The organism is Pseudomonas sp. NPDC090752, assembly GCF_055584805.1.
In genome coordinates, this window is sequence record NZ_JBVJLI010000001.1 from 599383 (window position 1) to 624606 (window position 25224).

Below are 25224 nucleotides of genomic sequence, written 5' to 3' on the forward strand. Positions count from 1 at the left end.
ATGCTATCTAGTGCTTTAAAAGCTCGAATCGTAGCATTCCAGGCACAGATTAGGAGCTTTGCCATGCGTATCAATCCACCTCTCGTCGCACTCGCCGTCGGTGCCTTCGGCATCGGTGTCACCGAATTCGCTCCCATGGGCATGTTGCCCAGTATTGCCGCCGACCTCGGTGTGTCGATCCCTGCCGCCGGGCTGCTGGTCAGCGCCTACGCGATTGGCGTGCTGATCGGCGCCCCGTTGATGACCCTGGCCACCGGCAAGATCCCACGGCGGTACCTGCTGATCGGGCTGATGGCAATTTTTACCCTGGGCAACCTGATGTCGGCGCTGGCCACCGATTACCAGAGCCTGCTGATCGCCCGTGTGGTGACCTCGCTCAACCATGGCGCGTTCTTTGGCGTTGGCTCCATCGTCGCGGCTAGCCTGGTGCCGCCGGAAAAGCGCGCCGGTGCCGTGGCGGCGATGTTCATGGGGCTGACGCTCGCCACCATCGGTGGTGTGCCGCTGGCCACCTGGTTCGGTGAGCTGATGGGGTGGCGCACTGCGTTCTGGGGCATTGCCGGCCTTGGGCTGGTGACCATGGTCGCACTGTGGTTCGCATTGCCCGAGTTGAAGCTGCCTGCGAGCAATGGCGCGCTGGCCGAGATTCGCGTCCTGACGCGTGGGCCGGTGTTGTCGGCGCTGGCGCTGACGGTAGTGGGGTCCAGCGCGATGTTCACGGTGTTCACCTATATCGCGCCGATCCTGCACAGCGAGGCGGGGGCTTCCACCCCTTTCATCACCGCCATGCTCGTGCTGTTCGGTGTCGGGCTGACCTTGGGTAACGTGTGGGGTGGCAAAGCGGCTGACCGCTCAGTCGACCGTACCTTGATGGTTTCGCTGGCGATATTGATTGCGGTGTTGCTGGTGTTTCCGCTGGTGCTGGGCTGGCCGCTGCCGACTGCCGTGGCCATTCTGGTCTGGGGTGCAGCCAGTTTCGCCCTGGTGCCACCGTTGCAGATGCGTGTGATGGAGGCTGCCAAGGACGCGCCCAACCTGGCGTCGGCGGTAAACATTGGCGCGTTCAACCTGGGCAACGCCATAGGTGCTGCATTGGGTGGGGCCGTCATTAATGCGGGTCTGGGTTATTCGGCGATTTCGCTGGCCGGAGCGATGATGGCGGGAGTAGGTCTGTTGATGACCGTGGTTTGGCGTACACGGCCGCAGCCGCTTGCACTTTGCGGGTGAGCGCCGCTTCAGCGACTATGGCCTTTTAACGATGAATGAGTGGGTGAGGACAGGGTTATGGCACTGACGCTAAGGCAAGCGCTCGTCACGGACATTCCTTCTATCTACCAGGGCGAGCAAGGCTACATCCGCAGTTGGGAGCCCACTCACGAACTGGCCTGGCAAAACGACCTGCACCGGCACCTGACACGCTGGGTCGAGCATTTCGAGCGGCTCACGGTGGCAGAGATCGACGGCCATTTCGCGGGCTATTCGTTGTGGATGCCTGTCGAGGACCTGGCCGAACTGTGCACCCTCAACGTCAGCCCGCAGTACCGCCGAAATGGCATCGGCCGGGCGCTGCTGACGCGCTTTGGCGCTGATGCAGCGCAATCCGGTTTCAGCCGCCTGGTGCTCAGCGTTCGCGCAGACAATCCAGCAAGGCTGATGTACGAGCAAGCTGAGTACGCGTGCACAGGCACGGATCACCACGGCTATAAGCGTTACGAAAAAGTCTCGCCGATACGGGTGTAGACTGTTTTTCCTCTCGCTGACAAGGATACCGTCGTGCTCCCCGACAAAGCCTGCGCCGTGCTGCTGTCCCCCACCTTCCCGCCCAGAATCCTCCTGTTTCGCCATCCACAGGCGGGTGTGCAATTGGTCAAAGGCACGATCGAGCCGGGCGAAACACCCGGGCAGACGGCCCTGCGGGAATTGATGGAGGAGGCGGGCATCACCCGCGCAGTGCTCAAGCGCGATCTTGGTCATTGGGATGCGGCACATCAGGGCCAGGTCTGGTCGTTCCAGCTGTGTGAAGTCCAAGAACCTCTGGCCGAACACTGGTCGCACCAGACCCATGATGATCATGGCCACGTGTTCAGTTTTTTCTGGGCTTCATTCGCCGATTTGCCTTATGACGAATGTCATACGGTGTTCCAGCGCGCCTTGGTCTATCTACGCAATATCCTGCCTGGGTGCGGCTACACGCTGTATGCGCCCCGGCTAGCCGATATCGACGCGCTACTGCGTTACCTGCCTGAGCTTTACCCAGACGGTGTCGCCATCAAGACCTACTCCATAATGGGCAACAACACGTGGCCGACGTATGTCGATGTCGTTGAGGCGTTCTTCCGCGAAGCTGGCAAGGAACACTGGACGCATTACGACTATCGGCGCAGTGGTGCGCAGGCCCTGCTCCGAGACCCCGCTGCCATCGCGCAAGCCAGCCTCGCCGAAATTCAAGGCATGCTGACCGATTGCGTAAGGGGCGAGCGCTTTTGCGACGGGCATTGGGCAAGCATGATCGAACAGGGCTGCATCTTGAAAATCCTGAACCGGCTGGCGAGCTTGCGCAAGATGATGTGACCTGAGAAAAGCTTGGAACTGCATTGCTGCGTAAATTAGAATCACTCACATTTACACCACCGCAAGGTCTTCTCCATGATCGACGCCGCCACGCCCCCGGAGCACAGCCTGCCCGCCCTGTATCGCGAGCACCGTGGCTGGCTGGAAGCCTGGTTGCGCCGGCGCATGGGCAACGCCTGGGATGCGGCTGACCTGAGCCAGGATACTTTCCTCAAAGTGCTGGCCAGCGCTCAGCCACTCGCCGAAATCCGCGAGCCACGTGCCTATCTGTTGACTGTGGGCAAGCGCCTGCTGAGCAACTTTCATAAACGCCGCAGTCTGGAGCAGGCCTATCTCGATGCGTTGGCACAATTACCCGAGCGGAGTCTGCCGTCCCCGGAGCAGCGCTGGATTCTGCTGGAAACCCTGCAAGCACTCGACGCATTACTCGACGGGCTGAAAGCCCCGGTGCGCAAGGCGTTTCTCTGGAGCCAGCTGGAAGGCCTTGGTTACGGTGAAATCGCCGAACGTCTCGATATTTCCGAACGGACCGTCAAACGCTACATGGCGCAGGCCTACGAGCACTGCCTGCTGGCAGAGTTGTAATGCCTGCACAATCACCTGAAACCCGCGAAGTGTTGCGGGCTGCGGCGCGCTGGCTGGCGCTGCTCGATTCCGGCAAGGCCAACGAAGGCGAGCTGCAGCGCCTGGCGCAGTGGCGCGCCAGCGACCACCTGCACGAGAGCGCCTGGCAAAAGGCGCTGCTGCTGCGCCAGCGGTTTGCCCAATTGCCCGGCGAGCTGGCGATGTCCACGCTGGACCGCCCGGATGCCGGGCGTCGAGCGTTGCTCAAGCAAGCGCTGGGTGTGGCGGCATTGGTCCCCGCCACCTGGCTGATTGGCCGGCAGGTGCCAGTGGACGCGTGGACCGCCGACCTGCACACCGCTGTAGGTGAGCGCAGGCGACTGCAGTTAAGCGATGGCACGGCCTTGCAGTTGAACACCGACAGCGCAGTCAACATCGACTTGGCTGCGCGACGCCTGACGCTGGTACGGGGTGAAGTTGCCGTCACGGTCCCCAGCGGCCTGGATATGGCCGTGCAGGTACCCTTAGGGCAGGTGGCGGTCAGCGCTGCCGAGGTCTGCGTGCGTCTGCTCGATCAGGCTTGCCAGGTGTCGGTGCTCAACGGCATGGCTACCCTGAAACCGCTGCGCGGTTCTGCCCTGGCGTTGTCGGCTGGGCAGCAGGCCACCCTGCAGGCCGCAGGCGTTGGCCCGGTCACTGCGTTGGATGATGGTCTGCTGGGCTGGCGCGACGGGGTGCTGAGGCTCGACGATCGGCCACTGGGCGACCTCTTGAATGAGTTGCGCAGGTACCGACCCGGGCTTTTGCGCTGGGAGCCGGCCCTGGAAAACCTGCGTGTCACCGGGACCTTCCGCCTCGACGATACGGACCGCGTGCTGTCACTGTTGGCGGCCAGCCTGCCGCTGGAGGTACATGCGCGCACCCGTTACTGGGTCACGCTCGCCGCGCGAGAAAATCGCGCGTGAGGCTGTCCCCTTTTTTCCACTCGCCGGTCATTAGCAGTAGGAAAAAATAACGGGAGCCTTGTTCGATGCCTGCAGTACTGCCTTGCCGCCCACGCCCTTGGATGCACCTGGGCTTCACCTTGAGCCTGCTGTTGAGTTCACCTGCCTGGGCCGATGACCTAGCCCGCCGAGCCTATCAGGTGCCCGCCGGCAGCCTGGGCGCTGCGCTCACCCGGTTTGCCGACCAGGCCGGTGTCAGCCTTTCGCTCGACCCGGCATTGCTCAATGGCCGGCAAAGCAGTGGCTTGTCTGGCAGTTACAGCATAGCGGAAGGCTTCATGCAGTTGCTGCAGGGCAGTGGCCTGCAGCTGCAACAGGTGGGCGAGGGGACCTACACCCTGGTGCCGGTTGCACAGGGCGCCGATGCTCTGGAAATCGCCCCGACCAGCATTGTTGGTACACAGGCGCTGGGCAGCGAAGCACAGCCCTATGCTGGCGGTCAGGTCGCGCGCCAAGGTTCGCAGGGCTTGCTTGGCTCACGCGACTTCATGGACACGCCGTTCAGCATGACCACCTACACCAGTGACCTGGTCAAGAATCAGCAGGCCCGTACCTTGGGCGACCTGATCGCCAGCGACCCCTCGGTGCGAGCAACCAACCCAGCGGGTGGGCGTTTCGAGCAGTTCACCATTCGCGGCTTCAGCCTATTCAACAGCGACGTTGCCTACAACGGCCTATACGGCATCCTACCCACCTATTCCATCGACATGGAAATGGCCGACCGGGTAGACATCATCAAAGGGCCAAGCCAGCTGATCAACGGCATTTCGCCGCGTGGCAGCGTGGGCGGCGGCATCAATGTGGTGCCCAAGCGCGCAGGTGACAAGCCCATCACCGAATTCACCGGCAGCTACGCCTCGAACAGCCAAGTGGGCGGTGCGGTGGATATTGGTCGGCGCTTTGGTGAGGGCGACCAGTTCGGCGTGCGCTTCAACGGCGTGAAGCAGTCCGGCGACACCGAATGGGACCACCAGCGCGTCGAACGCGAGATGGCCGTGCTGGGCCTGGATTTTCGCGGTGAGCGCCTGCGGCTTTCGGCCGACCTCGGCCACACCGAGCGCGACACCGACGCCCCGCAGGAGCGGGTGCTGGTGGGTGCCAACGCCAAGGTGCCGGACGCCGAGGACGTGCGCCACAACTACGCCCAGGCCTGGAGCGAGGCACGCACCAACGACACCTTCGGCGCCTTGAACGCCGAGTACGATATCAGCGATTCGCTGCTGGCCTACGGCGCGGTCGGGGCGCGCAAGAGCAACCATGACTTTCTGCGACACAACGTTTCGATCATCAATGACGCCGGCGACTTCACCGTCCAGCCACGTGACTTCACCCGCGATGAAAGCGTGCGCACGGCCATGGCCGGGCTGCGCAACTGGTTTCATACCGGGCCGGTCAGTCATGAACTGAACCTGGCCGCCACGTACTTCTACATGGACTTCGAAAACGGCGGCGCGCGCTATGGCTCGGCGCCCAGCAACCTTTACAACCCGGTGGCGACCCCGACGCCCGGCACCCCGACGCGGATCGACGCCAAGGTCTATACGGAGAACCGCTTCACCGGGCTGGCGCTGGCCGACACCCTGGGTTTCTTCGACGACCGCCTGCTGCTGACGCTCGGTGCCCGCTGGCAGAGGGTGCAGGTCGATGACTGGAGCAATGGCATCAAGGGCGACACGGCCTATGACGAGGAAAAGGTTTCGCCCTCGGGCGGCGTGCTGCTCAAGGTCACCGACCAACTGTCGCTCTACGCCAACTACATGGAAGGCCTGAGCCAGGGCAAGATCGCGCCATCGACCTCGGTCAACGAAGACCAGATCTTCCCGCCGTTCACCAGCCGCCAGGTCGAGGTCGGCGCCAAGTATGACTTGGGCACCGTCGCCTTGACCGCCAGCGCCTTTCGCATCCGCCAGCCTGCCTATGAGACCAACGCCCGCTCACGCGTGTTCGGCCCCAATGGCAAGCGCGACAACCGCGGGATCGAGCTCAGCGTGTTTGGCGAGCCGCTCGACGGCGTTCGCCTGTTGGGTGGGGTGATGTACATCGACAGTGAACTGACCGATACCGTCGGCGGCACCTTTGATGGCAACCGCGCCCCGGCAACGCCGGAGTACAACGTGAACCTCGGCGCCGAATGGGATGTGCCCGGTATGGCCGGGCTGACGCTGACGGCGCGCGGCATTCACTCCAGTTCGCAGTACCTGGATCAGGACAACAGCAAGCAGATAGATAGTTGGGAGCGTTTCGATCTCGGGGCACGGTATGCCTTCAAGGTCGATGCCACCGAGGTTACGGTACGTGCCAGTGTCGAAAACGTGCTGAATGATCGTTACTGGGCTTCGGCCGGGGCGTCGGATGACAGCGAGCCGGGGCTGACCTTGTCTACGCCCCGGACTTGGCTGTTGTCGGCGACCCTGGGGTTTTGACTAAGGCGTGCCATTGCGCCCGTACAGGATGAATCCGGGTCGCTCGGTCAGGCGCTCGAAATATTCACTGACCGCCGGCAGGTGCGGATGCTCGAAGGGCGTTTCGAACCAACGATTGACCGAAAGCCCGATGGGAATATCGGCCAGCGTGAAGCGGTCCCCGGCAACGTAAGCCCCGGTCGCGGCCAGTTGCTGATCGAGTATGCGCATGTAGCGCGACCACTCTGCGCACCCGGCGGCAAGTGCCTGGGCATCCTGGTGAGCGGGCGAATGCCGCACCAGCGACATGAAGGCGTAGCTCCAAGACCGGTTGAGGTCCGAGGACTGCCAGTCGATCCACTGATCGACACGGGCCCTCGCTTTTGCCTCGGTCGGGTAGAGCGCCGCATCGCCGTAGCGGGTCGCCAGGTAGCGGATGATGGTGTTGGATTCCCACAGCGTGAAATCGCCATCCTGAATCACCGGAATCATGGCGTTGGGGTTCAATGCCACGAAGGCCGGGGCGTCGGTGGCTTGAAAGCCTATGCCCCAGTCTTCGCGCTCGAAGGGAATGTCGTACTCGCTGCAGGCCCATAGGACCTTGCGCACGTTGATGGAAGACGCCCTGCCCAATATCCGTAACATGCTGTCAGTCCTTTACCGGGAAGTGCCGATCGTCAACCACGGCACTCCCTCGGTCAAGGCCTCTGGCAGCAGTCAGTAACGCACCTCCACCCCCACGTATGCACCCACCCCGTCGCCTGGCCAGAATGCTGCGGTGTCCTGCCCGTTGGCGTTGTACACCGGGGTGATCGCGCTCACGTAGGCTTTGTTGGCCAAGTTCTTCAAGTCCAGCGAGACCTTCCAGTTGCCCTTGGGCGCTTCATAGCCCAGGTTCGCGCCCCAGATGGTGTAAGAGGGGGCGTACAGCGTGTTGGCATAATCCACCGCCGTGCGCGACGCCGACTGCACGTTGACCCCGGTGTACCAGCCACTGTGGTCCTGGTACTGCAATTCACCCTGGTAGATGTGTTTGGGTACGCCCGGCAGCTGGTTGTCGCCGAAGGCGTCGTCGTGCCGGTAGTAGAAGTCGTTGTAGGTGTACATCTGGCGCCAGCGCACCAGGTCGCCCTGGGCGTTTTCCCACAGGCGGGTGTTGAGGCCAGCCTCGACGCCCTGGTGGATGGTCGGCGACGCATTGAAGGCCCCAGTGACCGCTGCCGCCGTGGAGGTGGCGGGGATCAGCTGCACGTTCAGCAGTTCGTCGTGGATCCATGAGCGGTACAGCGCCAGGCTGCCGTCGAAGATGCCGTGCGAACCCTTGATGCCGACCTCGAAGGTGTTGGCCTTCTGTTCCACCAGCGGCCGGATGTAGGGCAGGGCAGGGCCTGACCCCGAGTATTCCCACGAAGCAGGCGGGTCGATGCTGCGGCTGAAGTTGGTGAACAACTGCAGGTTGGGGCTGAACTCATAGCGCAGGCCGATGCGTGGCGCCACGCTCCAGTTGTCGTAGTCCACGTGCTGCGGGAAGTCGGTGGTGTTGGCATTTACCGCGTGGTCGATATCGACCTTGCGCCGCACGTTGATGAACGACACGCCACTGGTGAGCCAGAGGTTGTCGACCAGATTGAGGTCGTTGCCCAGGGCGATCACCCGGTCGAACGAGTCCTTGTAGTCGACCTTCTTCAGCGACACCTTGTCGTCGTTGGCCGAATTCACCCCGCCGCGCAGGTGCTGGGTGGAGGTAAAGGCAATGTTGCTGCGGCTTTCATGGCCGAACAGGTAGTCGACGCGGTCGTAGCCCAGCAGCAGGCCGAGGTCGTGCCAGTCCCAGTAGCTGGGGTTGCTCGGGCTGCGCGGGCTGTTGGTGTGGCGGTAGTCGTGGTACGACAGGCCGACGGTCAGGCGCGCGTCGTCGTCGAAGGTGTAGGTGGTCTTGCTGCCCAGCCAGATGCTGCCGGGGCGGCGCGCTCCGGCACCGCTGCTTTCTGCGGTGGCGCTGGCGCGACGGCTGTGGTGCAGGGCGCCATCGAGGGTGGTGGCGCTGGGGTCATTGTGGGTTTCGTCGCGGTAACGCAGCAGCAGGCGGGTTTCCAGTTTCGGGCTGAAGCGGTAGCCGGCGTTGGCGACGATGCCGGAACTCTTCGCCAGGCTGTAATCGCGGTAGCCTTCGTTGCGGTAATTGTCGGCTTGCAGGTAGTAGTCCAAGTCGCCTTCGACACCGCCGTAGCTGATGCTCTGCTTCTGGTAATGGTAGCTGCCGGCCTCGGCGCGCACGCGCAGGCCGGGGGCGCTGTAGCCGCTGTGGTTGACGAAGTTGACCGCGCCACCGAGGGTCAATGCGCCGTACTGGAAGGCGTTGGCGCCGCGCAGGATCTCGGTGTAGTTGACGCCGCTGGTGTTGAGAAACTCGTAGGGCGTGCCACCGGGGCCGGTCAGTGGTAGGCCGTCGAAGAGGAATTTGATGCCTTCGCGGAAGTAGCCCGGCGAGGTGTTGGCGCCGGAGCCGCGGATCGAGATCTTCGCCGCATCGTTGCCGCCGGTGGACTGCACGAACACGCCGGGCTGATAGGCGAGGGTGTCCTGCAGGGTAGCGGTGCGGCCTTTGGCGACTTCTTCGCTGTCGACCACACTGGTGCCGCCAGGTACTTCGGCCAAGGCGCTGGCCGCTTGTTGCACTTCGGTTTGCTTGTTGCCTTGCACGGTCACCGTGCCGAGGGCCTGGTCAGCCGCCAGTGCCGTGACCGGGACCAGCAGGGCCGTGGCCACGGTGGCCAGGGCGGCCTGGCGGATCGCCAGGCGCAGTGGATGGGGTTGGATCGCACGCATCGTCGTATTCCTTGAAAGTCATCTTAGGTCCTCGGCGTTCTATGGGAATAGTCAGGCCTGTCGAAGGGAGTAAGAGCAGTTTCTATGCCAGGTGGCAAAAAGCCCGAAAGTTGGGGTCTAGTTGCCCTGACGCTAGTAAGGCACTGAACTAAACGGTGGGGTTTTGTTGCGTGAGTGTTGTGATGCGAACAGCGCCGGTTATATATAAATATCAAAATAACACTCGACCCTGTGGGAGCGGGCTTGCCCGCGAATGCTATATTGAAGCCGCCGCCGTATTCGCGTGCAAGCCCGCTCCCACAGGGTCATGTGTTGGTGATGCAACAGGCGGTGAACAGTTTGTATGGTCTAACAACTAGTAATACGGCAAAAGCCAATCAAATAGGCGTTAAAAGGCTGGCACGACAACTGCAATACCTCCCCTACAGATAAGGGGGAGTTTCTGCAGTCGATGAAATACTTCATTCAAATTTGGTTGTTGAGCAGCACGTTATTGCTAGCCGCCTGCTCGCCAGCCACACCACCGGACACCGCCAACACCCTCAAGGGTGAAGCCGTGCGCGAAGTGGACGGTGTGCTGCGCTACGCACCGGGCGATTTCGTCGAACAACGGCCCGGCCGTCGCGGCGGCACCTTGCGCGTGTCCGCCGCCAGCGATGCCGGCAGCTTCGATATCCACGCCCTGTCCCACGGCAATATCGCCTGGATGGGCCGGGTGCTGTTCGACTGCCTGGTTTACCAGACCGAGGACGGCACTCTGACGCCGTGGCTGGCAAAAAGCTGGGACATCAGCGCCGATGGCCTGACCTACACCTTCCACCTGCGCGACGATGTCACCTTCAGCGACGGCGAGCGCTTCGACGCCGAAGCAGTGCGGGTCAACCTCGAACACATGCGCGACCCCAGAACCAAATCGCCGCTGGCGGCTGCCTATATCGCGCCGTACCTGAAGGGCCGCGTGGTCGATGAATTTACCTTCGAAGCCACCTTGCGCGAGCCCTACGCGCCGTTCCTCGATGTGCTGTCGCAGGGCTGGCTGGGGATGATCTCGCCCCGGCAGATCCTCGAAGCGCCCGCGACCATCGCCAGCCAACCCATCGGCAGCGGTCCGTTCGTACTCAGCCGTTGGGTGCGAGTGCAGGGCGCCACGTTCGAGCGCCGGCGTGGCTACGATTGGGCGCCGCCCGCCACCCATCACCAGGGCGAGGCCTACCTGGACCGCATCGAGCTGAGCTACGTGCCCGAAGCCATGATCCGCTACACCTCGCTGGAGGCCGGCGACAGCGACATGGCCCTGGACGCGCCAGCGCAGAATGCCCAGGCGATGCGCGCAAACCCCGACCTGGTGCTGCGCAGCCGCGTGCGCAAGGGCATCCCGTTTCGCAGCATCACTTTCAATGTCGAGCGCCCGCCTTTCGACGATGTGCGCGTGCGTCAGGCCGTGGCCAAAGCCGTCGACCGCAAGGGCCTGGCATGGATTTCCGGCTTTGGTGAATACCTCGCAAACGACGGTTTCCTGGCCGTGAACACGCCGGGCTACGATCCAGTGGCCGCCGCAGCGCTGGCCTTCGACCCGGCAGCAGCCAACCGCCTGCTCGATGCTGCCGGCTGGTCCGGCCGCGATGATCAAGGCTTTCGTACCCGCAACGGCCAGCGCCTGGCCGCAACCCTGCTGACCTACGACAACCCGGCATTCCCCGCTAACGTCGCCGTGGCCACCCAGGCCGATTTGCGCAAGGTCGGTTTCGACCTGGACATCCAGTTGCTGCCCATTACCCGGGTGACTGAACTGCGCTATGCCGGCGACTTCGATGCGCTGGGCGGTGGTTACTGGCACACCAACACCGCCGATGGGCTGTACATCCTCTACCACAGCCAATCGATCCCCAGCGCGAAAATGCTCGGGCAGAACGTCGGCCACTTCCGCGATACCCAGGTCGACCAACTGCTTGGCGAGGCGCGCGGCAGTACCGACCTGATGCGCCGCCAGCAGCTCTACCGCCAGGCCCAGCAACGTCTGGCCGAGACCATGCCCTCAGTGCCCTCGGTGGAGGCGCAGATGCTGCTCGCCTACCGCAAGGCCGTCGGCGGTGTGCTGTTCGACGGTTCGCACAACGTACCCCTGTTTACCGGTGTGTGGCTGGCCAAGGAGCACCCATGAAACTGCTGCCAACCCTGCTGCGCCGCCTGCGCGACGGTGTAATCGTGCTCTGGGCCGCCGCGACCCTGACCTTCATCGCCGTGCAGCAGAGTGCCGGCGATACCGCACTGGCGATCCTCGGCGGCCCCGACGCCATGCCCACGCCGGCGATGCTTGCCCAGGTGCGTGCCGATTACGGCCTCGACCAACCGCTGTGGGTGCAATACGGCCATTACCTGGCGCGCTTGGCGCAGGGTGACCTGGGCGAGTCGTACCGGCTGCGCATCCCGGTCAGCCAGGCCATCGGCGAGCAGGTCGGTGCCACCTTGACACTGGCCAGTACGGCGGCACTGCTGTCTGTCGTGCTGGCGTTACTGTCGGCGCTGCTTACCGCAAACCGGGGCCGACGCCTGCGGGCGCTGGTATCGGGCGTCGAGCTGGTGCTGTCGTCGACGCCCAACTTCGTGATCGGCACCTTGCTGCTGCTGGCCTTCGCCTTCTACTTCCACCTGCTGCCCCCGTCCGGATCGAGTGGCTGGCGCGCGCTGGTGCTGCCGACCCTGGCCCTGGCGTTGCCGATTGCTGCGGTGCTGGCGCAGGTGCTGCGCCAGTCGCTGGAGCAGGCGCTGGAACAACCCTTCATCACCCAGGCCCGCGCGCGCGGACTGTCCGACACCGCCGTGCGCCTGCGTCATGCCCTGCGCCACGCGCTGGTGCCGCTGGTGACCCTGGCCGGCTACGTGTTCGCCAGCCTGCTCGGTGGCGCCGTGGTGCTGGAGCTGTTGTTCGGCCGCCAGGGCATCGGCCGGCTGATGCTCGAAGCCACCGGCAACAAGGACGTGCCACTGGTGCTCGGCGTGACCCTGCTGGCGGCGGCCATCTACGTGCTGGTCAACCTGCTGGTGGACCTGCTGACCCAGGCCATCGACCCGCGCACTACGCGCCGCTGAATTCAATAGAAAGGAACCTACATGAGCCAACTCCCGATTACCGACGCCGAGCTGGACGCGCGTTTCGAACCCCTCTACCGCCGTATCGCCGAAGGCGCGGTAGAGCGCGAGCAGCAGCGCTCCCTGGCCTTCGAACCGGTGGCCTGGCTGCGCGAAGCGGGCCTCGGGGCCTTGCGCGTACCACGCAGCCATGGCGGCCTTGGCGCCAGCCTGCCGCAACTATTGCGCCAGCTGGTACGCCTTGGCCAGGCCGATTCCAACCTGCCGCAGATCTTCCGCGCCCACTTCGGTTTCGTCGAAGGGCGCCTGGCGTCCAACGACGCCGCCTCGCAGGACTACTGGTTCGCCCGGGTAGTGGCCGGTGAGCTGTGGGGCGCGGCCATGGCCGAGCGCACCGACAGTACCGGCAACACCGTGCAACTGAACGACAGCGAAGACGGCTACCGCCTGGACGGCGAGAAGTACTACTGCACCGGTACCCTGTACGCCGACTGGGTGGCGGCGGTGGCCAACCATGGCGATGACTTCGTCAGCCTGGCGGTGTCCACCCACGCACCGGGCGTGGAGCGGGTCGACGACTGGGACGGCTTCGGCCAGCGCCTGACCGGCAGTGGCACCACGCGCTTCACCCAGGTAACCGTGCAACCGCAACACCTGCTGCGCCGCTTCGCCAAAGGCGAACTGCGCGCCGAGTCTTACCTCACGGCGTTCTACCAGGCCGTGCACCTCGCGACCCTGGCCGGCATCGCCCGCGCCGTGCTGGCCGATGCCGTGGCTTTCGTCCAGGGCCGCAGCCGAACCTTCGGCGTGCCGGGGCAATCGCAGCCGGCCGAGGACCCGCTGGTGCAAGCCGTGGTCGGCCGCCTGGCGAGCCTGGCTTTTGCCGCCGAAACGCAGGTCACGGCAGTGGGGCAAAGCCTGCAAGTCGTGTTCGAAGCCGGGCAGGCTGGCGAGGTGCCGGAGCAGCTGTACACCGACGCTGAAATTCACACCTTCCAGGCCCAGCAGATCGTGCTGCCACAGGTGCTTGAGGCCAGCACCTTGCTGTTCGAAGTCGGCGGTGCCTCAGCCACCAGCAATGCCCGGCGCCTCGACCGCCACTGGCGCAACGCCCGCACCCTGGCCTCGCACAACCCGGCCATTCACCGCGAGCAGGCGCTGGGCAACTACTACCTCAACGGCATCAGCCCGGCCCAGGCCTGGCGCGCCCGTCAAGCCGCCGCCAGCGCAGGGCAGGGCAGTGGCGACGAAGCCAGCGCGGTCTGAACAGGAGAATCACCATGAGCAACAAACCCACCCAGATGAGCCTGGGCATGAACATCCTCGGCTTCGGCTCCCATGCCGGCGCCTGGCGCCAGGGTGAAGCGGCGATCGATGCCTATATCGACGTCAACTACTACCGCGACATTGCCCGGTTGTCCGAGCGCGGCTGCCTGGATGCGATCTTCCTCGCCGATGGCCCGGCGCTGCCGCCGGATGTTTCCAGTCAGCCCGGCGGGCGCCTGGAGCCGACCGTGCTGCTGACCGCAGTGGCCGCGGCCACCGAGCGCATCGGCGTGATCGCCACCTGCTCCAGCACCTACAACGAGCCCTTCAACCTGGCCCGGCGCATCGCCTCGCTGGACCACATCAGCGGAGGCCGCGCGGCCTGGAACGTCGTCACCAACGCCGGCGACGCCGCCGCGCAGAACTTTGGCCTGGCGGGTGCGCCGCTGCATGGGGACCGCTACGGGCGCGCCGCAGAGTTCGTCGATGTGACCCTGAAACTGTGGGACAGCTGGGAAGACGATGCGGTGATCGGTGATCGCGCCGGGGGCCGTTTTGCCGACCCGAGCAAGGTGCACACCCTGGACTTCCAGGGCACGCATTTTCAGGTCAAAGGCCCGCTGAACCTGCCGCGTTCGCCCCAAGGCCGGCCGGTGCTGGTGCAAGCGGGGTCGTCCGAAGGCGGCAAGGCACTGGGCTCGCGCTACGCCGATGCGATCTTCACCACCCAGACCACCTTGGCCGACGGGCTGGCGTTCTACCAGGAGATGAAAGCGCGAGCCAAGGCCTGGGGGCGCAACCCGCAGCACCTGAAAATCATGCCGGGCCTGTCGACCGTGATCGGCAGTACCGAAGCCGAGGCGCATGCGCGGTTCGATGAACTCAATGCCTGGCACGGCGAGCACGGCTTGCTGCAGCAGGTGGCGGGGCGCATCGGCATCGATGCCAGCCAGCTGGACCCGGACGCGCCATTGCCTTGGGCAAAGATTGGCGCGGTGGCGGATTTCGAGCGCGGATCGCACGGCTTTCTGGAAGCTCAGTTGAACCTGGCACGCAGCGAAAACCTGACCATCCGCCAGCTGTCGCGGCGGATCCTGGTGGGGCACCGGTTGGCGGTGGGGACACCGGAGCAGGTGGCCGACACGCTCGCTGAATGGTTCCTGGCCGGCGCTGGTGATGGATTCAATATCATGCCTGATGTGTTCCCTTCAGGGGCGCGGGTGTTCGTCGAGGAGGTGGTGCCGTTGCTGCAGAAACGCGGGTTGTTCCGCACCGAATACACTGGCACCACCTTGCGCGAGCACCTCGGGTTGCCCAAGGCCGCGAACCAGTTTGCCGAGGCCAGTCGCGAGACCGCATCGGCTGTTTAAGGGGGCGCTGCGCACCCCATTCGCGGGGCAAGCCCGCTCCCACAAGGATCTCCACAGGCCCTGTGGGAGCGGGCTTGCCCCGCGAATGGGCTGCAAAGCAGACCTGCGATTTCAACTCCACTGCATCTTCCAAGGATTCAAACCATGCTCTACCGCCAACTAGGCCACACTGACCTGCAAATCAGCCTTCTCAGCCTTGGCACCATGACCTGGGGCCACCAGAACAGCGAACAGGACGCCCACCAGCAACTGGACGCCGCCGTCGCTGCCGGCGTCAACTTTATCGACACCGCCGAGATGTACCCGACCCCCACCCACGCCGAAACCTGGACCACCACCGAGCGCTACCTCGGTAACTGGATCAAAGCCCGTGGCCAGCGCGACAAGCTGGTGCTGGCCAGCAAGATCTCCGGGCCTGCCCGCGATCCGGGCGCCCAGGCGCATATCCGCGATGGCCTGTCGCACCACGACCGCAAGAACATCGTCGCCGCCTTGGAGGGCAGCCTGCGCCGCCTGCAGACCGACTACCTGGACCTCTACCAGCTGCATTGGCCGGACCGCAGCAGCAACTTCTTCGGCATCCGCGAATACCCCTATGCCGACGACCACCCGCAAACCGCCGCCATCGAAGAAACCCTCGCCGTGCTCGACGAGCAGGTCAAGGCCGGCAAGGTCCGCCACATCGGCGTATCCAACGAAACGCCGTGGGGCGTGGCGCGTTTCCTGCGCCACAGCGAGGACCAAGGTCTGGCGCGCATCGCCAGCATCCAGAACCCCTACAGCCTGCTCAACCGCCAGTACGAACATGGCCTGTCAGAGTTCAGTCATCGCGAAGGTATCAGCTTGCTGGCTTACTCGCCGCTGGCCTTCGGCACGCTGACCGGAAAGTACCTGAACGGCGCGCTGCCCGAAGGCTCACGGCTGTCGTCTGTGTACCGCACCTTCAACCGCTACGACAGCGATGAAGCCAACAGCGCCATCGCCAGTTATGTGCAGATTGCCCGCGAGCACGGGCTGACCCCGGCACAGCTGGCTCTGGCGTTCGTCATCCGCCAGCCGTTCGTGGCCAGCGCGATCACTGGGCAGACCACGTTGGCGCAGTTGCAGGAAAACCTCAGTGCGCTTGAGGTGAAGCTCAGCGACAAGGTATTGGCCGAAATCCAGGCCGTGCACCGCCGCATTCCCAACCCGTCGCCGTGAGTTGAATGGCAAGGGCTTCGCCCTTGTTCGCGGGCAAGCCCGCTCCCACAGGCGCTGCGTTGCCCCCGAACCTGTGGGAGCGGACTTGCCCGCGAAGAGGCCCGCATAGCCGACCCAAAAAAGGACTGAAATGACCGCAATCACACTGGCACCGCCAACCTCACTCAGCCGATCCCGCCCCGATTTGTGGCTAGCGTGGACCATCCTCGGCCTGTTGCTGCTGGCCGTGCTGGCCCCCGGCTGGCTATCCCCCAACGACCCCCTGGCCGCCGATGCCCGCCTGGCCTACCAACCCCCCAGCAGCACCTTCTGGCTAGGCACCGACGAAAACGGCCGCGACCTGCTCAGCCGCCTGATCCACGGCGCCCGCCCGTCCTTGTTCATCGGCCTGGCCGCCACCCTGGTCGGCCTCGGCCTTGGCACCTTGCTCGGCCTGCTGTCGGGCCTGGCCCCGCATTGGCTGGACAACCTGCTGATGCGCACCGTCGACGTGCTGCTTGCATTCCCCGACCTGCTGCTGGCACTGGTGATCATTGCCCTGTTCGGCCAGGGCACCAGCAACCTGATCCTCGCCGTCGGCATCGCCTCGGTGCCGCGTTACGCCCGGCTGGTGCGCGCGCAAACGCTGACCATCCGCCACGCCGGTTTCGTCGAGGCAGCCGTGACCCTGGGCCGCAAACCACTGGCCGTGGTGCTGGCGCATGTGCTGCCCAATGCCGTGCAGCCTGTGTTGATCCTCGCCTGCATCGGCCTAGGTGGCGCGATCACCTCCGCCGCTGCGCTGAGCTTCCTCGGCTTCGGTGCCCCACCACCGGCGCCCGAGTGGGGGGCGATGATGGCCGTGGCCCGCAACTTCATGGCCAACGCCCCTTGGCTGATGGCCTGGCCGGCGCTGGCGATCACCTTGACTGTCATTTCCATCAGCGTCATCGGCCGGGACTGGCTGCGGCGCAGCGAGGGTAGAAGCGTATGAGAAAACTCGACACACCGTTGGTGGAAATCCGCGATTTGCGGGTGGGCTTCAAAGGCGTACCGGTGGTACGCGGCGTCAACCTGCAACTTTACGCCGGGCAGTGCCTGGCGCTGGTGGGGGAGTCTGGTTCGGGCAAGAGCGTGACCGCGCGCACCCTGGTCGGCCTCACCGGCTCAGGGGCCGACGTGCAGGCACAGCGGCTGGCCTTTGCCGGGCAAGACCTGCTCGGGCTTGACGAAGCCGCCTGGCAACGTCTGCGCGGTGGGCGCATCGGCTTTGTCATGCAGGACGCGCTGGGCTCGCTCGACCCGCTGCGCCGGATCGGTGCCGAGATTGAAGAACCGCTATTTCTGCACACCCGCCTCGGCGCCGAGCAGCGCCGCTTGCAGGTGCTGGAGCTGCTGGGTCAGGTCGGTGTACCGGAACCCGAAGTGCGTGCCCGGCAGTACCCGTGGCAACTGTCGGGTGGCTTGCGCCAGCGTGCGCTGATTGCCTCGGCCATCGCCTGCCACCCGCGCCTGCTGATCGCCGACGAGCCGACCACTGCGCTGGATGCCACCGTGCAGGCGCAGATCCTCGACCTGCTGGAGCAGTTGCGAGCGCGTGATAACAGCTTGCTGATGGTCAGCCATGACTTGGCGGTAGTCGCACGCCTGGCCGACTGGGTGGCGGTGATGCGCCAGGGCGAGGTGGTCGAGCAGGGCAGTGTCGAGCAGATCCTCCAGGACCCACAGGACCCTTACACCCAACGCCTGTTGAGCGCGGCGCGGGCGGTGCATTTCCAGCGTCCGTCTGTGCCTGCATTGGCGCTGGTGGAAGACGCCGAGAACGAACAGCCTGTGTTGCTGGAAGCACGTGGCTTGAGCAAATCCTTCGTCGGCCCGGACGGTCGCCCTCGGCAGGTGCTGGACGACGTGTCACTGCAATTGCGCGCAGGGCAGACCTTGGGAGTGGTGGGCGAGTCCGGTTCCGGCAAGAGCACCTTGGGCCGCATCCTGCTCGGCCTGGAACACCCGGAGCAAGGCACCGTGCAGTTTGCCGGGCAGGCCCGCAAAGACATCCAGGTGGTGTTCCAGGACCCGCTGGCCTCGTTCGACCCGCGTTACACCGTGCTGCGGGTGTTGTCCGAGGCGCTGACGCAGGCCGGTGTGCCACGCGGGCTGCGGCGCACCGAAGCGGCGGCGTTGCTGGAGCGGGTACAGCTGCCGGTGAGTGTGCTCGACCATCGTCCATTGGAGCTTTCCGGCGGGCAACGCCAGCGCATTGCGATTGCCCGGGCGCTGGCGATGAGGCCGAAGGTGCTGGTGCTGGATGAGCCGGTGTCGGCGTTGGATGTGTCGGTGCAGGCGCGGATCCTGGCGTTGCTGGCGGAGCTCAAGGCCGAGCTGAACCTGGCGTGCGTGTTCATCTCGCATGACTTGGGGGTGGTGGAGCAGGTGAGTGACCAGGTGCTGGTGATGCAGGGCGGCAGGGTGGTGGAGCAGGGGGCGGCGGCGCAGGTGCTGGGGCAGCCGCGCCATCCGTATACCCGCGCGCTGCTCGATGCGGTGCCGAGCTTGCCGGCGGCTCGGCCGAGCTGGGTCAGCCGTATTGCTGTGTGAGGGCCTAAAATAATCGGATAAAACCCCTTTCTTGTAGTCCATTTCCCAAAGATACTCTCGCCGCCTGTTTTCCGTTGCGGCCGCCTGGGCAGCGCTCTAGTCTCGCCATGTCGTTGCACATCAACGACACGGCTTTGACAGGCCGCGACGAACATATTGCATAGCTTTGCGCTCTATGGCGGCTGTGCATGGGGCATGCTTGCGTGCGCCGGTTTTTGTGTTCGCCGGTCTGTCAACCTATGCACAGCTGCCACCTTTCCGTTTGACAGCGGGTGGTGGAGGCCCCATCAAGAGCACAAAAAAAGGCTAAAGATCGTCCCCGATCCACCCCACAATTCCCACTCCCTCGAAGACACCCTCATCCAGGCGACCGAGTACGCCCTGTGCGCGCAAACCGTAGCGCAGCAGGCCATGTTGCTGCAGCCCCGATCGCCGATGGCGGTGTTGGTGATGGCGTCGATGCATGAGCTTGAGGCGCTGCGTGTGCTGCTTGAGTCGGCGTTGATACAGGTGCAGATGCCGGCGCACCCGCGGGTTTTGCATTAGGCCATTAGCCGTGGATTGCCTGCTCTGGCCTCTTCGCGGGCAAGCCCGCTCCCACAGGGTCAGCCGCTGAACCTGTGGGAGCGGGCTTGCCCGCGAAGAGGCCGGATCAGGCACTCGAGAATTTTCAGGGAGATCGCGCAATGACTGCAAACGACACCCAATGCACGGTCGGCAAGACCACGTTCTACCAAGGCTTGAACCAGACTCACCCGCTATTGCGCATCGTGCCCGGCATCCCGTGCCAGCAAGCCCGTGAGCAGGCTTCAGAATTGATGGGTTATGTGCGGGACATGACTCTCGACGGGCTGATGGAGGAAAAGCCGCAGCTGATCCGGGCGGCGCATTACCTGAGTGCGCTGGCCAAGGCGCTTATGGATGATGCCGATCTGGAGAGCACTAGAAACCCATCGACAAGCACCTGCTGGCCCCACCTCAATCCAAAGCCATGCAATCTCCCCCAACTGTCCACCCCCCAACACTCCCCCCACACTTTGCCCTCCCACCAGCACCCACAATCCGCCAAACCCCAACAAAATCAACCCATTAAACCCGGCACAACTCCTGCAACACCCCTCCCAAAGCCCAGTCCCCGCAGGAGCGCCCTTGAACCGACCCATCCTCCCCCTGATCCCGCTCTGCACTTTGCTGGCCCTGGCCGGCTGCGAACGCACCGAGCAGCCCACGGCGCAATCCACCCAGCCCTTGCACGGCGGCACGCTGGTCTACGCCACCGACCGCGAACCCACCTGCCTGGACCCGCACGTGGCCGGCGACATGCCGCAGGTGTTCGTCGCCCAGCAGTACCTCGACTCGCTGGTGTCGATGGACAGCACCGGCCAGATCGGCCCGTGGTTGGCGTCCAGCTGGGACGTCTCCGCCGACGGCCTGCGCTACACCTTCCACCTGCGCCGCGACGTGCACTTCACCGATGGCACGCCGTTCAATGCCGAAGCGGTCAAGGCCAACCTCGACCACATGGCCAACCCCAAGACCCAATCCAGTACCGCCGGCGGCTACATCCGCCAATACCGCAGCACCAAGGTGCTCGACGCCTACACCGCCGAGGTCACGCTGGCCACGCCCTATGCCGCTTTCCTCGAGGTGTTGGCCCAAGGGTTTCTCGGCATCCAGTCGCCCACGGCGCTGGCCCGCAGCCGCGATGAAAACTGCGAAAGCCCGGTCGGCAGCGGGCCGTTCAAGGTCGTGCACTGGGACCGGCAGAACCAGGTAGAGCTGGTGCGCAACCCGGACTACAACTGGGCACCGCCCACCGCGCAACACCAAGGGCCTGCCTACCTCGACCGTATCCTCTGGAAGTTCATCCAGGAGCCGTCGGTGCGCTTCGCCTCCTTGCAGGCCGGCGAGGTCGATGTGATCGAGGCGCTGCCGCCGGAATCGCACGAAGCGGCGCGGCGCAACCCGGATGTCGACCTGATCATCGCCCAGCGCCCGGGCAACCCCACCAACGGCACCTTCAACCTGCGCCGTGCGCCGTTCGATGATATCCGTGTGCGTGAAGCGCTGGTGCGCAGCGCCGATGTGGAGGGCGCGCTCAAGAGCGTGTACTTCGGCGAGTTCCCCCGTGCCGGCGGACCACTGAGCGCGGCCACGCCGTTCTACAGTGGCGACTTCGAGCGCAGCCAGGACTACGACCCGGCGCGCGCTGCCCAGTTGCTCGATGAAGCCGGCTGGACCGGTCGCGACAGCGAGGGCTACCGCACCAAGGCGGGCCAGCGCCTGCGCGCGGTGGTGCTGATCGGCGCGCGTACGCCGCCGTCGGAACTGACCCTGTGGGAGCAGGTGCAGGCCACCACCCGCGGGGTCGGCTTCGAGCTGGTGCTCGACCAGATGAGCGATGCCCAGGTCACCAGCCGCCAGGCCGCCTGGGACTACGACATCCGCATCGGCTACTGGAACACCAACACCCCCGACGTGCTGCGCATCATCTTCAGCAGCGCGTTCGTGCAGCCGGCCGGGGTCGGCGGTTATCACCAGAACTCGTCCGGTTATGCCGACCCGGGCTTTGACGCCTTGCTCGACAGTGCGCTGGCTACCCAGGACGCCGAACCACGCCGCCAGTATTACCGCCAGGCACAGCAACAGGCGGCGGCGCAGTACCTGCAACTCACCACTTACCCGCAAAGCACCCGCCTGGGCCTCTACAAGACCGCCCACGGCGTGCGCCTGGAGCCTTCGCTGGCGGTGACCTACCTCTATGACGCATGGGTGAACAAATGACTTCGACAACCCTCGCCGTGACCGATCCGCGTCGCGAGCGGCTGGCCGCCTTGGGCCGCCGCGCCGGCATCCGTCTGGCCGGTGGCGTGCTGGTGCTGTGGGCGGTGGCGACGCTGACCTTCTTCGCCTTGCGCCTGATGCCGGGCGACCCGGTGCTGGCCATTCTCGGCGGCGCCAGCGGCAACCCTTCGCCGGAGGCCATCGAGGCGGCGCGTCAGGAATTCGGCCTCGACAAGCCCTTGGCGGTGCAATACCTGCTCTACCTCTGGCGCCTGCTGCAGGGCGACCTGGGCATGTCCTATTCGCAACATTTGCCGGTCACGCGGGTGCTGGCGGAGCAGGGCGGTGCCACCCTCGAATTGACCGTGGCGGCGCTGGTGCTGGCTTGGCTGCTGGTGCTGTTGCTGACCGTGGTCACTGCCGGCCGTGGCCGGCTGGTCGGGGGTGTGGCCTCGTTGCTGGAAACGCTGAGTGCATCGTTGCCGCACTTCTGGCTCGGGGTGGTGTTGCTGGCGGTGTTCGCCTTTGGCCTGCGCTGGTTTCCACCGGCAGGCAGTGACAGCTTCGCCAGCCTGGTGTTGCCAGCGTTTTCCCTGGCGATTCCCTTGGCAGGTTTCATCGCCCAGGTGACCCGCGAATCGCTGGAACTGACCCTTGACCAACCTTTCGTGCTCACCGCCCGGACGCGCGGCCTCAGTGACCTGGCAGTGCGCTTCAAGCACGCCCTGCGCCATGCCTTGCTGCCGGGCGTGGCCTTGTCGGGCTGGGCCATCGGTGCGCTGATCAGTGGCGCGGTGGTGTGCGAGGTTATCTTTTCCCGCAAGGGCATCGGCCGCCAGCTGTACCAGGCCGTGCAGCTGCAGGACCTGCCGTTGGTGATCGGCATCAGCCTGGTGGTCGCGGCCGGCTACGTGCTGGCGAATATTCTGGTCGACCTGTTGTACCAGTGGATCGACCCTCGGCAACAGGAGGCCGCAGCATGACTGACCTGACTTTGGACCGGGCCCTCGCCCCCGTGCGCCGGCAACGGCGCCTGAACCTGCCACCCGTGGGCGCCAGCCTGGCGATCCTGTTCCTGCTGGCGCTGTTGTTGGCCGCACTGGCGCCAGGCCTGTTCACCCGCATCGACCCGCTGGCCATCGTCCCGCGCGAGGCGTTCCAGCCGCCGAGCTGGGCGCACTGGTTGGGCACCGACCAGTCGGGCCGCGACATCTTTGCGCGGATCATCCACGGTGCCCGCCAGAGCCTGCTGATCGGCGTGGCCGCCACGGCCATTGCGATGGCCATCGCCATCACCCTCGGGCTGCTCAGCGGCCTGGGTGGTGCTCGCCTGGACCGGGCCATCGGCTGGCTGCTGGAGGTGCTGTTCGCCTTCCCCAGCCTGGTGCTGGCGCTGCTGTTCGTTGCAGTGTTCGGCAGCGGCGTCGGCCCGCTGATCGTCGCCACCGGGCTGGGCGGCGCGCCGGGCTATGCGCGCATGGTGCGCGGCCAGGTGCTGGCGGTGCGCAATGCCGGTTACATCGAAGCGGCGCGGGCACTGGGGCATCCGACCTCGCGCATCGTCCTGCGCCAGTTGCTGCCCAACGCCATGCGCCCGCTGGTGGTGACGCTGACCATGGGCGTCGGCCAGGCCATCGTCTGGGCTTCGGCGCTGAGCTTCCTTGGCCTAGGCGCACGGCCCCCGGCGCCGGAATGGGGGACCATGCTGTCGATGGGCCGCGACTTCATCGCCAATGCCTGGTGGCTGACCTTCTTCCCCGGGCTGTTCATTGTCCTTACCACACTGGCCACCACGGTAACCGGCCGCTATATCCAACAACGCCTGGAGGGCCGCCTGCCATGAGCGACAAGACCTTGATCGTCGAGGGGCTGAGCGTGGCCTTTGACGGGCTTAGCGTGGTGCGTGATCTGTCTTTCACCTTGCAACCGGGCCGCTGCGTGGCGCTGGTGGGTGAGTCGGGCTCGGGCAAAAGCGTCAGCGCTCGCAGCCTGGTTGGCCTGGCCGGGCCGCGCGCGCAAGTGGGTGCCCGGCAGCTGAGTTTCGGCGGGCATGACCTGCTCGACCTGAGCGAGCGCCAGTGGCGCGCGGTGCGTGGCAACGACATCGGCTTCGTGCTGCAGGATGCGCTGGTGTCGCTCGACCCGCTGCGGCCGGTGGGCAAGGAGATTCTCGAAGTGCTGCAGACCCATCAGTACGGTGACCGGCAAACCCGTGCAGCGCGGGTGCATGAATTGCTGGAGCTTGTAGGCGTGCCGGACGTTGCCTTGCGTGCCCGCCAGCGGCCGGGACAATTGTCCGGTGGCCTGCGCCAACGTGCGCTGATTGCCAGTGCACTGGCACTGGACCCTGCACTGGTGATCGCCGACGAGCCGACCACCGCGCTGGATGCGACGGTGCAGGCGCAGATTCTCGACGTGTTCCAGCAGATCAAGGCGCGTGGCGCTTCGCTGCTGATCATCAGCCACGACCTGGCGGTGGTTGCGCAGTTGGCTGACGAGGTGGTCGTACTGCGCCACGGCGAGGTGGTGGAGCAGGGGCCGATGCAGCAAGTGCTGCGCCAGCCGCGCCATCCTTACACCCAGGCGTTGCTGGCGGCCGTGCCGGCCGAGCACTCACGTGGTAGCCGCCTGTCCCCGGAGCGCGCGGGCGTGCAACCTGAGCCGAAGCCACGGCTGAAAAGCGATGTGCTGCTGGAGGGGCGCGGGCTGGGCAAGCGCTACCTGGGCCCGGACGGGCTGCTGCGGCAAGTGGTGACGGGCGTCGATTTTACCCTGCGCGCCGGGCGCACCCTGGGCATCGTCGGCGAGTCCGGTTCGGGCAAGACCACGGTGGCGCGCATCGCCTTGGGCCTGTTGCAGCCCGACGAAGGCGAAGTGCTTTATCGCGGCCAGCCGTGGAATCGCCCGGGCAATGCCGTGACCGAAGCGCTGCGCCGGCCACTGCGTCGTGAAATCAGCGTGATCTATCAAGACCCACTGGGTTCGTTCGACCCACGTTGGAGCGTGGCGCAGATTCTCGATGATGCGTTGCAGGTCGCCGGTATCCAGGCTGTGGCCCGGCCTGCGCGTATCGCATTGCTGCTCAACCAGGTCCGCCTGCCTGCTGAGTTTGCCCAGCGCCGGCCGTTGCAATTGTCCGGGGGGCAGCGCCAGCGGGTGGCGATCGCCCGGGCAATCGCCAGTGGGCCGAAGCTGATCATCTGCGATGAGCCGGTGTCGGCCCTGGACGTGTCGGTGCAGGCCCAAGTGCTCGACCTGCTCGCTGATCTTCAGGATGAGCTGGGCCTAGCCTACCTGTTCATTTCCCACGACCTTGGGGTGATCCGCCATGTCAGCGATGACGTGCTGGTGATGCGCCACGGCCAGGTGGTGGAGCACGCGCCGGTCGAGCAGTTGTTCGAGCACCCGGCCCACGAATACACCCGAAAGCTGTTGGGGGCGGTGCCGCGGTTGCCCGGCAGTGGCAGCGAGCTGGTGGTGCCGCCGCTGGACCTGGAGCACGAAGCGTTCGACCTGTTTGACGAATCACGGCTCTGGAAAATCGCTGTGTGACTTGAATCTCGCAGCCTA

General features: G+C 65.1%; 20 protein-coding genes and 1 pseudogene. 19 read left to right on the forward strand and 2 right to left on the reverse strand.

The annotated features are described in order from the left end of the window. The first annotated feature begins 63 nt into the window (after window positions 1–63). From ACZ6YA_RS02600 to ACZ6YA_RS02625, 6 genes are all read left to right on the forward strand, one after another. Complete coding sequence (locus ACZ6YA_RS02600; protein ID WP_465895210.1) at window positions 64–1227, forward strand: MFS transporter; 1164 nt, start codon at window positions 64–66, stop codon at window positions 1225–1227. Window positions 1228–1284: 57 nt separating this feature from the next. Continuing rightward, the gene (locus ACZ6YA_RS02605) at window positions 1285–1740 is read left to right on the forward strand and encodes a GNAT family N-acetyltransferase (RefSeq protein ID WP_465895211.1); all 456 of its coding nucleotides are present in this window, start codon (window positions 1285–1287) and stop codon (window positions 1738–1740) included. Between the two features lie 33 nt (window positions 1741–1773). Further along, complete coding sequence (locus ACZ6YA_RS02610) at window positions 1774–2571, forward strand: DUF6508 domain-containing protein (protein ID WP_465895212.1); 798 nt, start codon at window positions 1774–1776, stop codon at window positions 2569–2571. 75 nt (window positions 2572–2646) lie between these two features. Beyond that, complete coding sequence (locus ACZ6YA_RS02615) at window positions 2647–3156, forward strand: sigma-70 family RNA polymerase sigma factor (RefSeq protein ID WP_465895213.1); 510 nt, start codon at window positions 2647–2649, stop codon at window positions 3154–3156. Continuing rightward, a complete protein-coding gene (locus ACZ6YA_RS02620; protein WP_465895215.1) occupies window positions 3156–4100 on the forward strand; it encodes a FecR domain-containing protein in 945 nt (314 codons plus the stop codon). The genes ACZ6YA_RS02615 and ACZ6YA_RS02620 overlap by 1 nt, the downstream gene beginning before the upstream one ends. 65 nt (window positions 4101–4165) lie before the next feature. Continuing rightward, window positions 4166–6562, forward strand: a complete 2397-nt coding sequence (locus tag ACZ6YA_RS02625) for a TonB-dependent siderophore receptor (protein WP_465895217.1) — start codon at window positions 4166–4168, stop codon at window positions 6560–6562. Here ACZ6YA_RS02625 and ACZ6YA_RS02630 read toward each other — a convergent pair whose 3' ends face one another. Both ACZ6YA_RS02630 and ACZ6YA_RS02635 read right to left on the reverse strand, forming a co-directional pair. Next, complete coding sequence (locus ACZ6YA_RS02630; protein ID WP_465895218.1) at window positions 6563–7186, reverse strand: glutathione S-transferase family protein; 624 nt, start codon at window positions 7184–7186, stop codon at window positions 6563–6565. 72 nt (window positions 7187–7258) lie between these two features. Further along, window positions 7259–9370: a TonB-dependent receptor family protein gene (locus tag ACZ6YA_RS02635; protein WP_465895220.1), complete on the reverse strand. Its 2112-nt coding sequence runs from the start codon at window positions 9368–9370 to the stop codon at window positions 7259–7261. A gap of 451 nt (window positions 9371–9821) precedes the next feature. On the opposite strand from ACZ6YA_RS02635, the gene ACZ6YA_RS02640 reads away from it, so the two are divergent. The 13 genes and pseudogenes from ACZ6YA_RS02640 (at window position 9822) to ACZ6YA_RS02700 (ending at window position 25206) form a co-directional block, all read left to right on the forward strand. Beyond that, window positions 9822–11531, forward strand: coding sequence for an ABC transporter substrate-binding protein (locus tag ACZ6YA_RS02640; protein ID WP_465895222.1), 1710 nt, complete (start codon window positions 9822–9824; stop codon window positions 11529–11531). Beyond that, window positions 11528–12460 (forward strand): ABC transporter permease, encoded by a 933-nt coding sequence (locus ACZ6YA_RS02645; protein ID WP_465895223.1) that lies wholly within the window; start codon window positions 11528–11530, stop codon window positions 12458–12460. Before ACZ6YA_RS02640 ends, ACZ6YA_RS02645 begins: the two co-directional genes overlap by 4 nt. Before the next feature lie 21 nt (window positions 12461–12481). Beyond that, window positions 12482–13726, forward strand: a complete 1245-nt coding sequence (locus tag ACZ6YA_RS02650) for an acyl-CoA dehydrogenase family protein (protein WP_465895224.1) — start codon at window positions 12482–12484, stop codon at window positions 13724–13726. A 14-nt stretch (window positions 13727–13740) separates the two neighbouring features. Further along, window positions 13741–15096: an LLM class flavin-dependent oxidoreductase gene (locus tag ACZ6YA_RS02655; protein WP_465895226.1), complete on the forward strand. Its 1356-nt coding sequence runs from the start codon at window positions 13741–13743 to the stop codon at window positions 15094–15096. 144 nt (window positions 15097–15240) lie between these two features. Further along, window positions 15241–16296, forward strand: coding sequence for an NADP(H)-dependent aldo-keto reductase (locus tag ACZ6YA_RS02660; RefSeq protein ID WP_465895227.1), 1056 nt, complete (start codon window positions 15241–15243; stop codon window positions 16294–16296). A 130-nt stretch (window positions 16297–16426) separates the two neighbouring features. Beyond that, on the forward strand, window positions 16427–17269 hold the full coding sequence (locus tag ACZ6YA_RS02665) for an ABC transporter permease (RefSeq protein WP_465895228.1): 843 nt from the start codon (window positions 16427–16429) through the stop codon (window positions 17267–17269). After that, window positions 17266–18870: a dipeptide ABC transporter ATP-binding protein gene (locus ACZ6YA_RS02670; protein ID WP_465895229.1), complete on the forward strand. Its 1605-nt coding sequence runs from the start codon at window positions 17266–17268 to the stop codon at window positions 18868–18870. The genes ACZ6YA_RS02665 and ACZ6YA_RS02670 overlap by 4 nt, the downstream gene beginning before the upstream one ends. A gap of 312 nt (window positions 18871–19182) precedes the next feature. Then, window positions 19183–19416, forward strand: a complete 234-nt coding sequence (locus ACZ6YA_RS02675) for a hypothetical protein (RefSeq protein WP_465895332.1) — start codon at window positions 19183–19185, stop codon at window positions 19414–19416. A gap of 140 nt (window positions 19417–19556) precedes the next feature. Further along, window positions 19557–19817 (forward strand): annotated as a pseudogene (locus tag ACZ6YA_RS02680) (DUF3077 domain-containing protein); the annotation flags it as partial. Between the two features lie 202 nt (window positions 19818–20019). Further along, the gene (locus ACZ6YA_RS02685) at window positions 20020–21654 is read left to right on the forward strand and encodes an ABC transporter substrate-binding protein (protein ID WP_465895231.1); all 1635 of its coding nucleotides are present in this window, start codon (window positions 20020–20022) and stop codon (window positions 21652–21654) included. Beyond that, the gene (locus ACZ6YA_RS02690; protein ID WP_465895232.1) at window positions 21651–22637 is read left to right on the forward strand and encodes an ABC transporter permease; all 987 of its coding nucleotides are present in this window, start codon (window positions 21651–21653) and stop codon (window positions 22635–22637) included. Before ACZ6YA_RS02685 ends, ACZ6YA_RS02690 begins: the two co-directional genes overlap by 4 nt. Next, entirely contained in the window at window positions 22634–23497 is an 864-nt protein-coding gene (locus tag ACZ6YA_RS02695) for an ABC transporter permease (RefSeq protein ID WP_465895233.1), read from the forward strand. The genes ACZ6YA_RS02690 and ACZ6YA_RS02695 overlap by 4 nt, the downstream gene beginning before the upstream one ends. Further along, a complete protein-coding gene (locus tag ACZ6YA_RS02700; RefSeq protein ID WP_465895234.1) occupies window positions 23494–25206 on the forward strand; it encodes a dipeptide ABC transporter ATP-binding protein in 1713 nt (570 codons plus the stop codon). Before ACZ6YA_RS02695 ends, ACZ6YA_RS02700 begins: the two co-directional genes overlap by 4 nt. The last annotated feature ends 18 nt before the right edge of the window (window positions 25207–25224 follow it).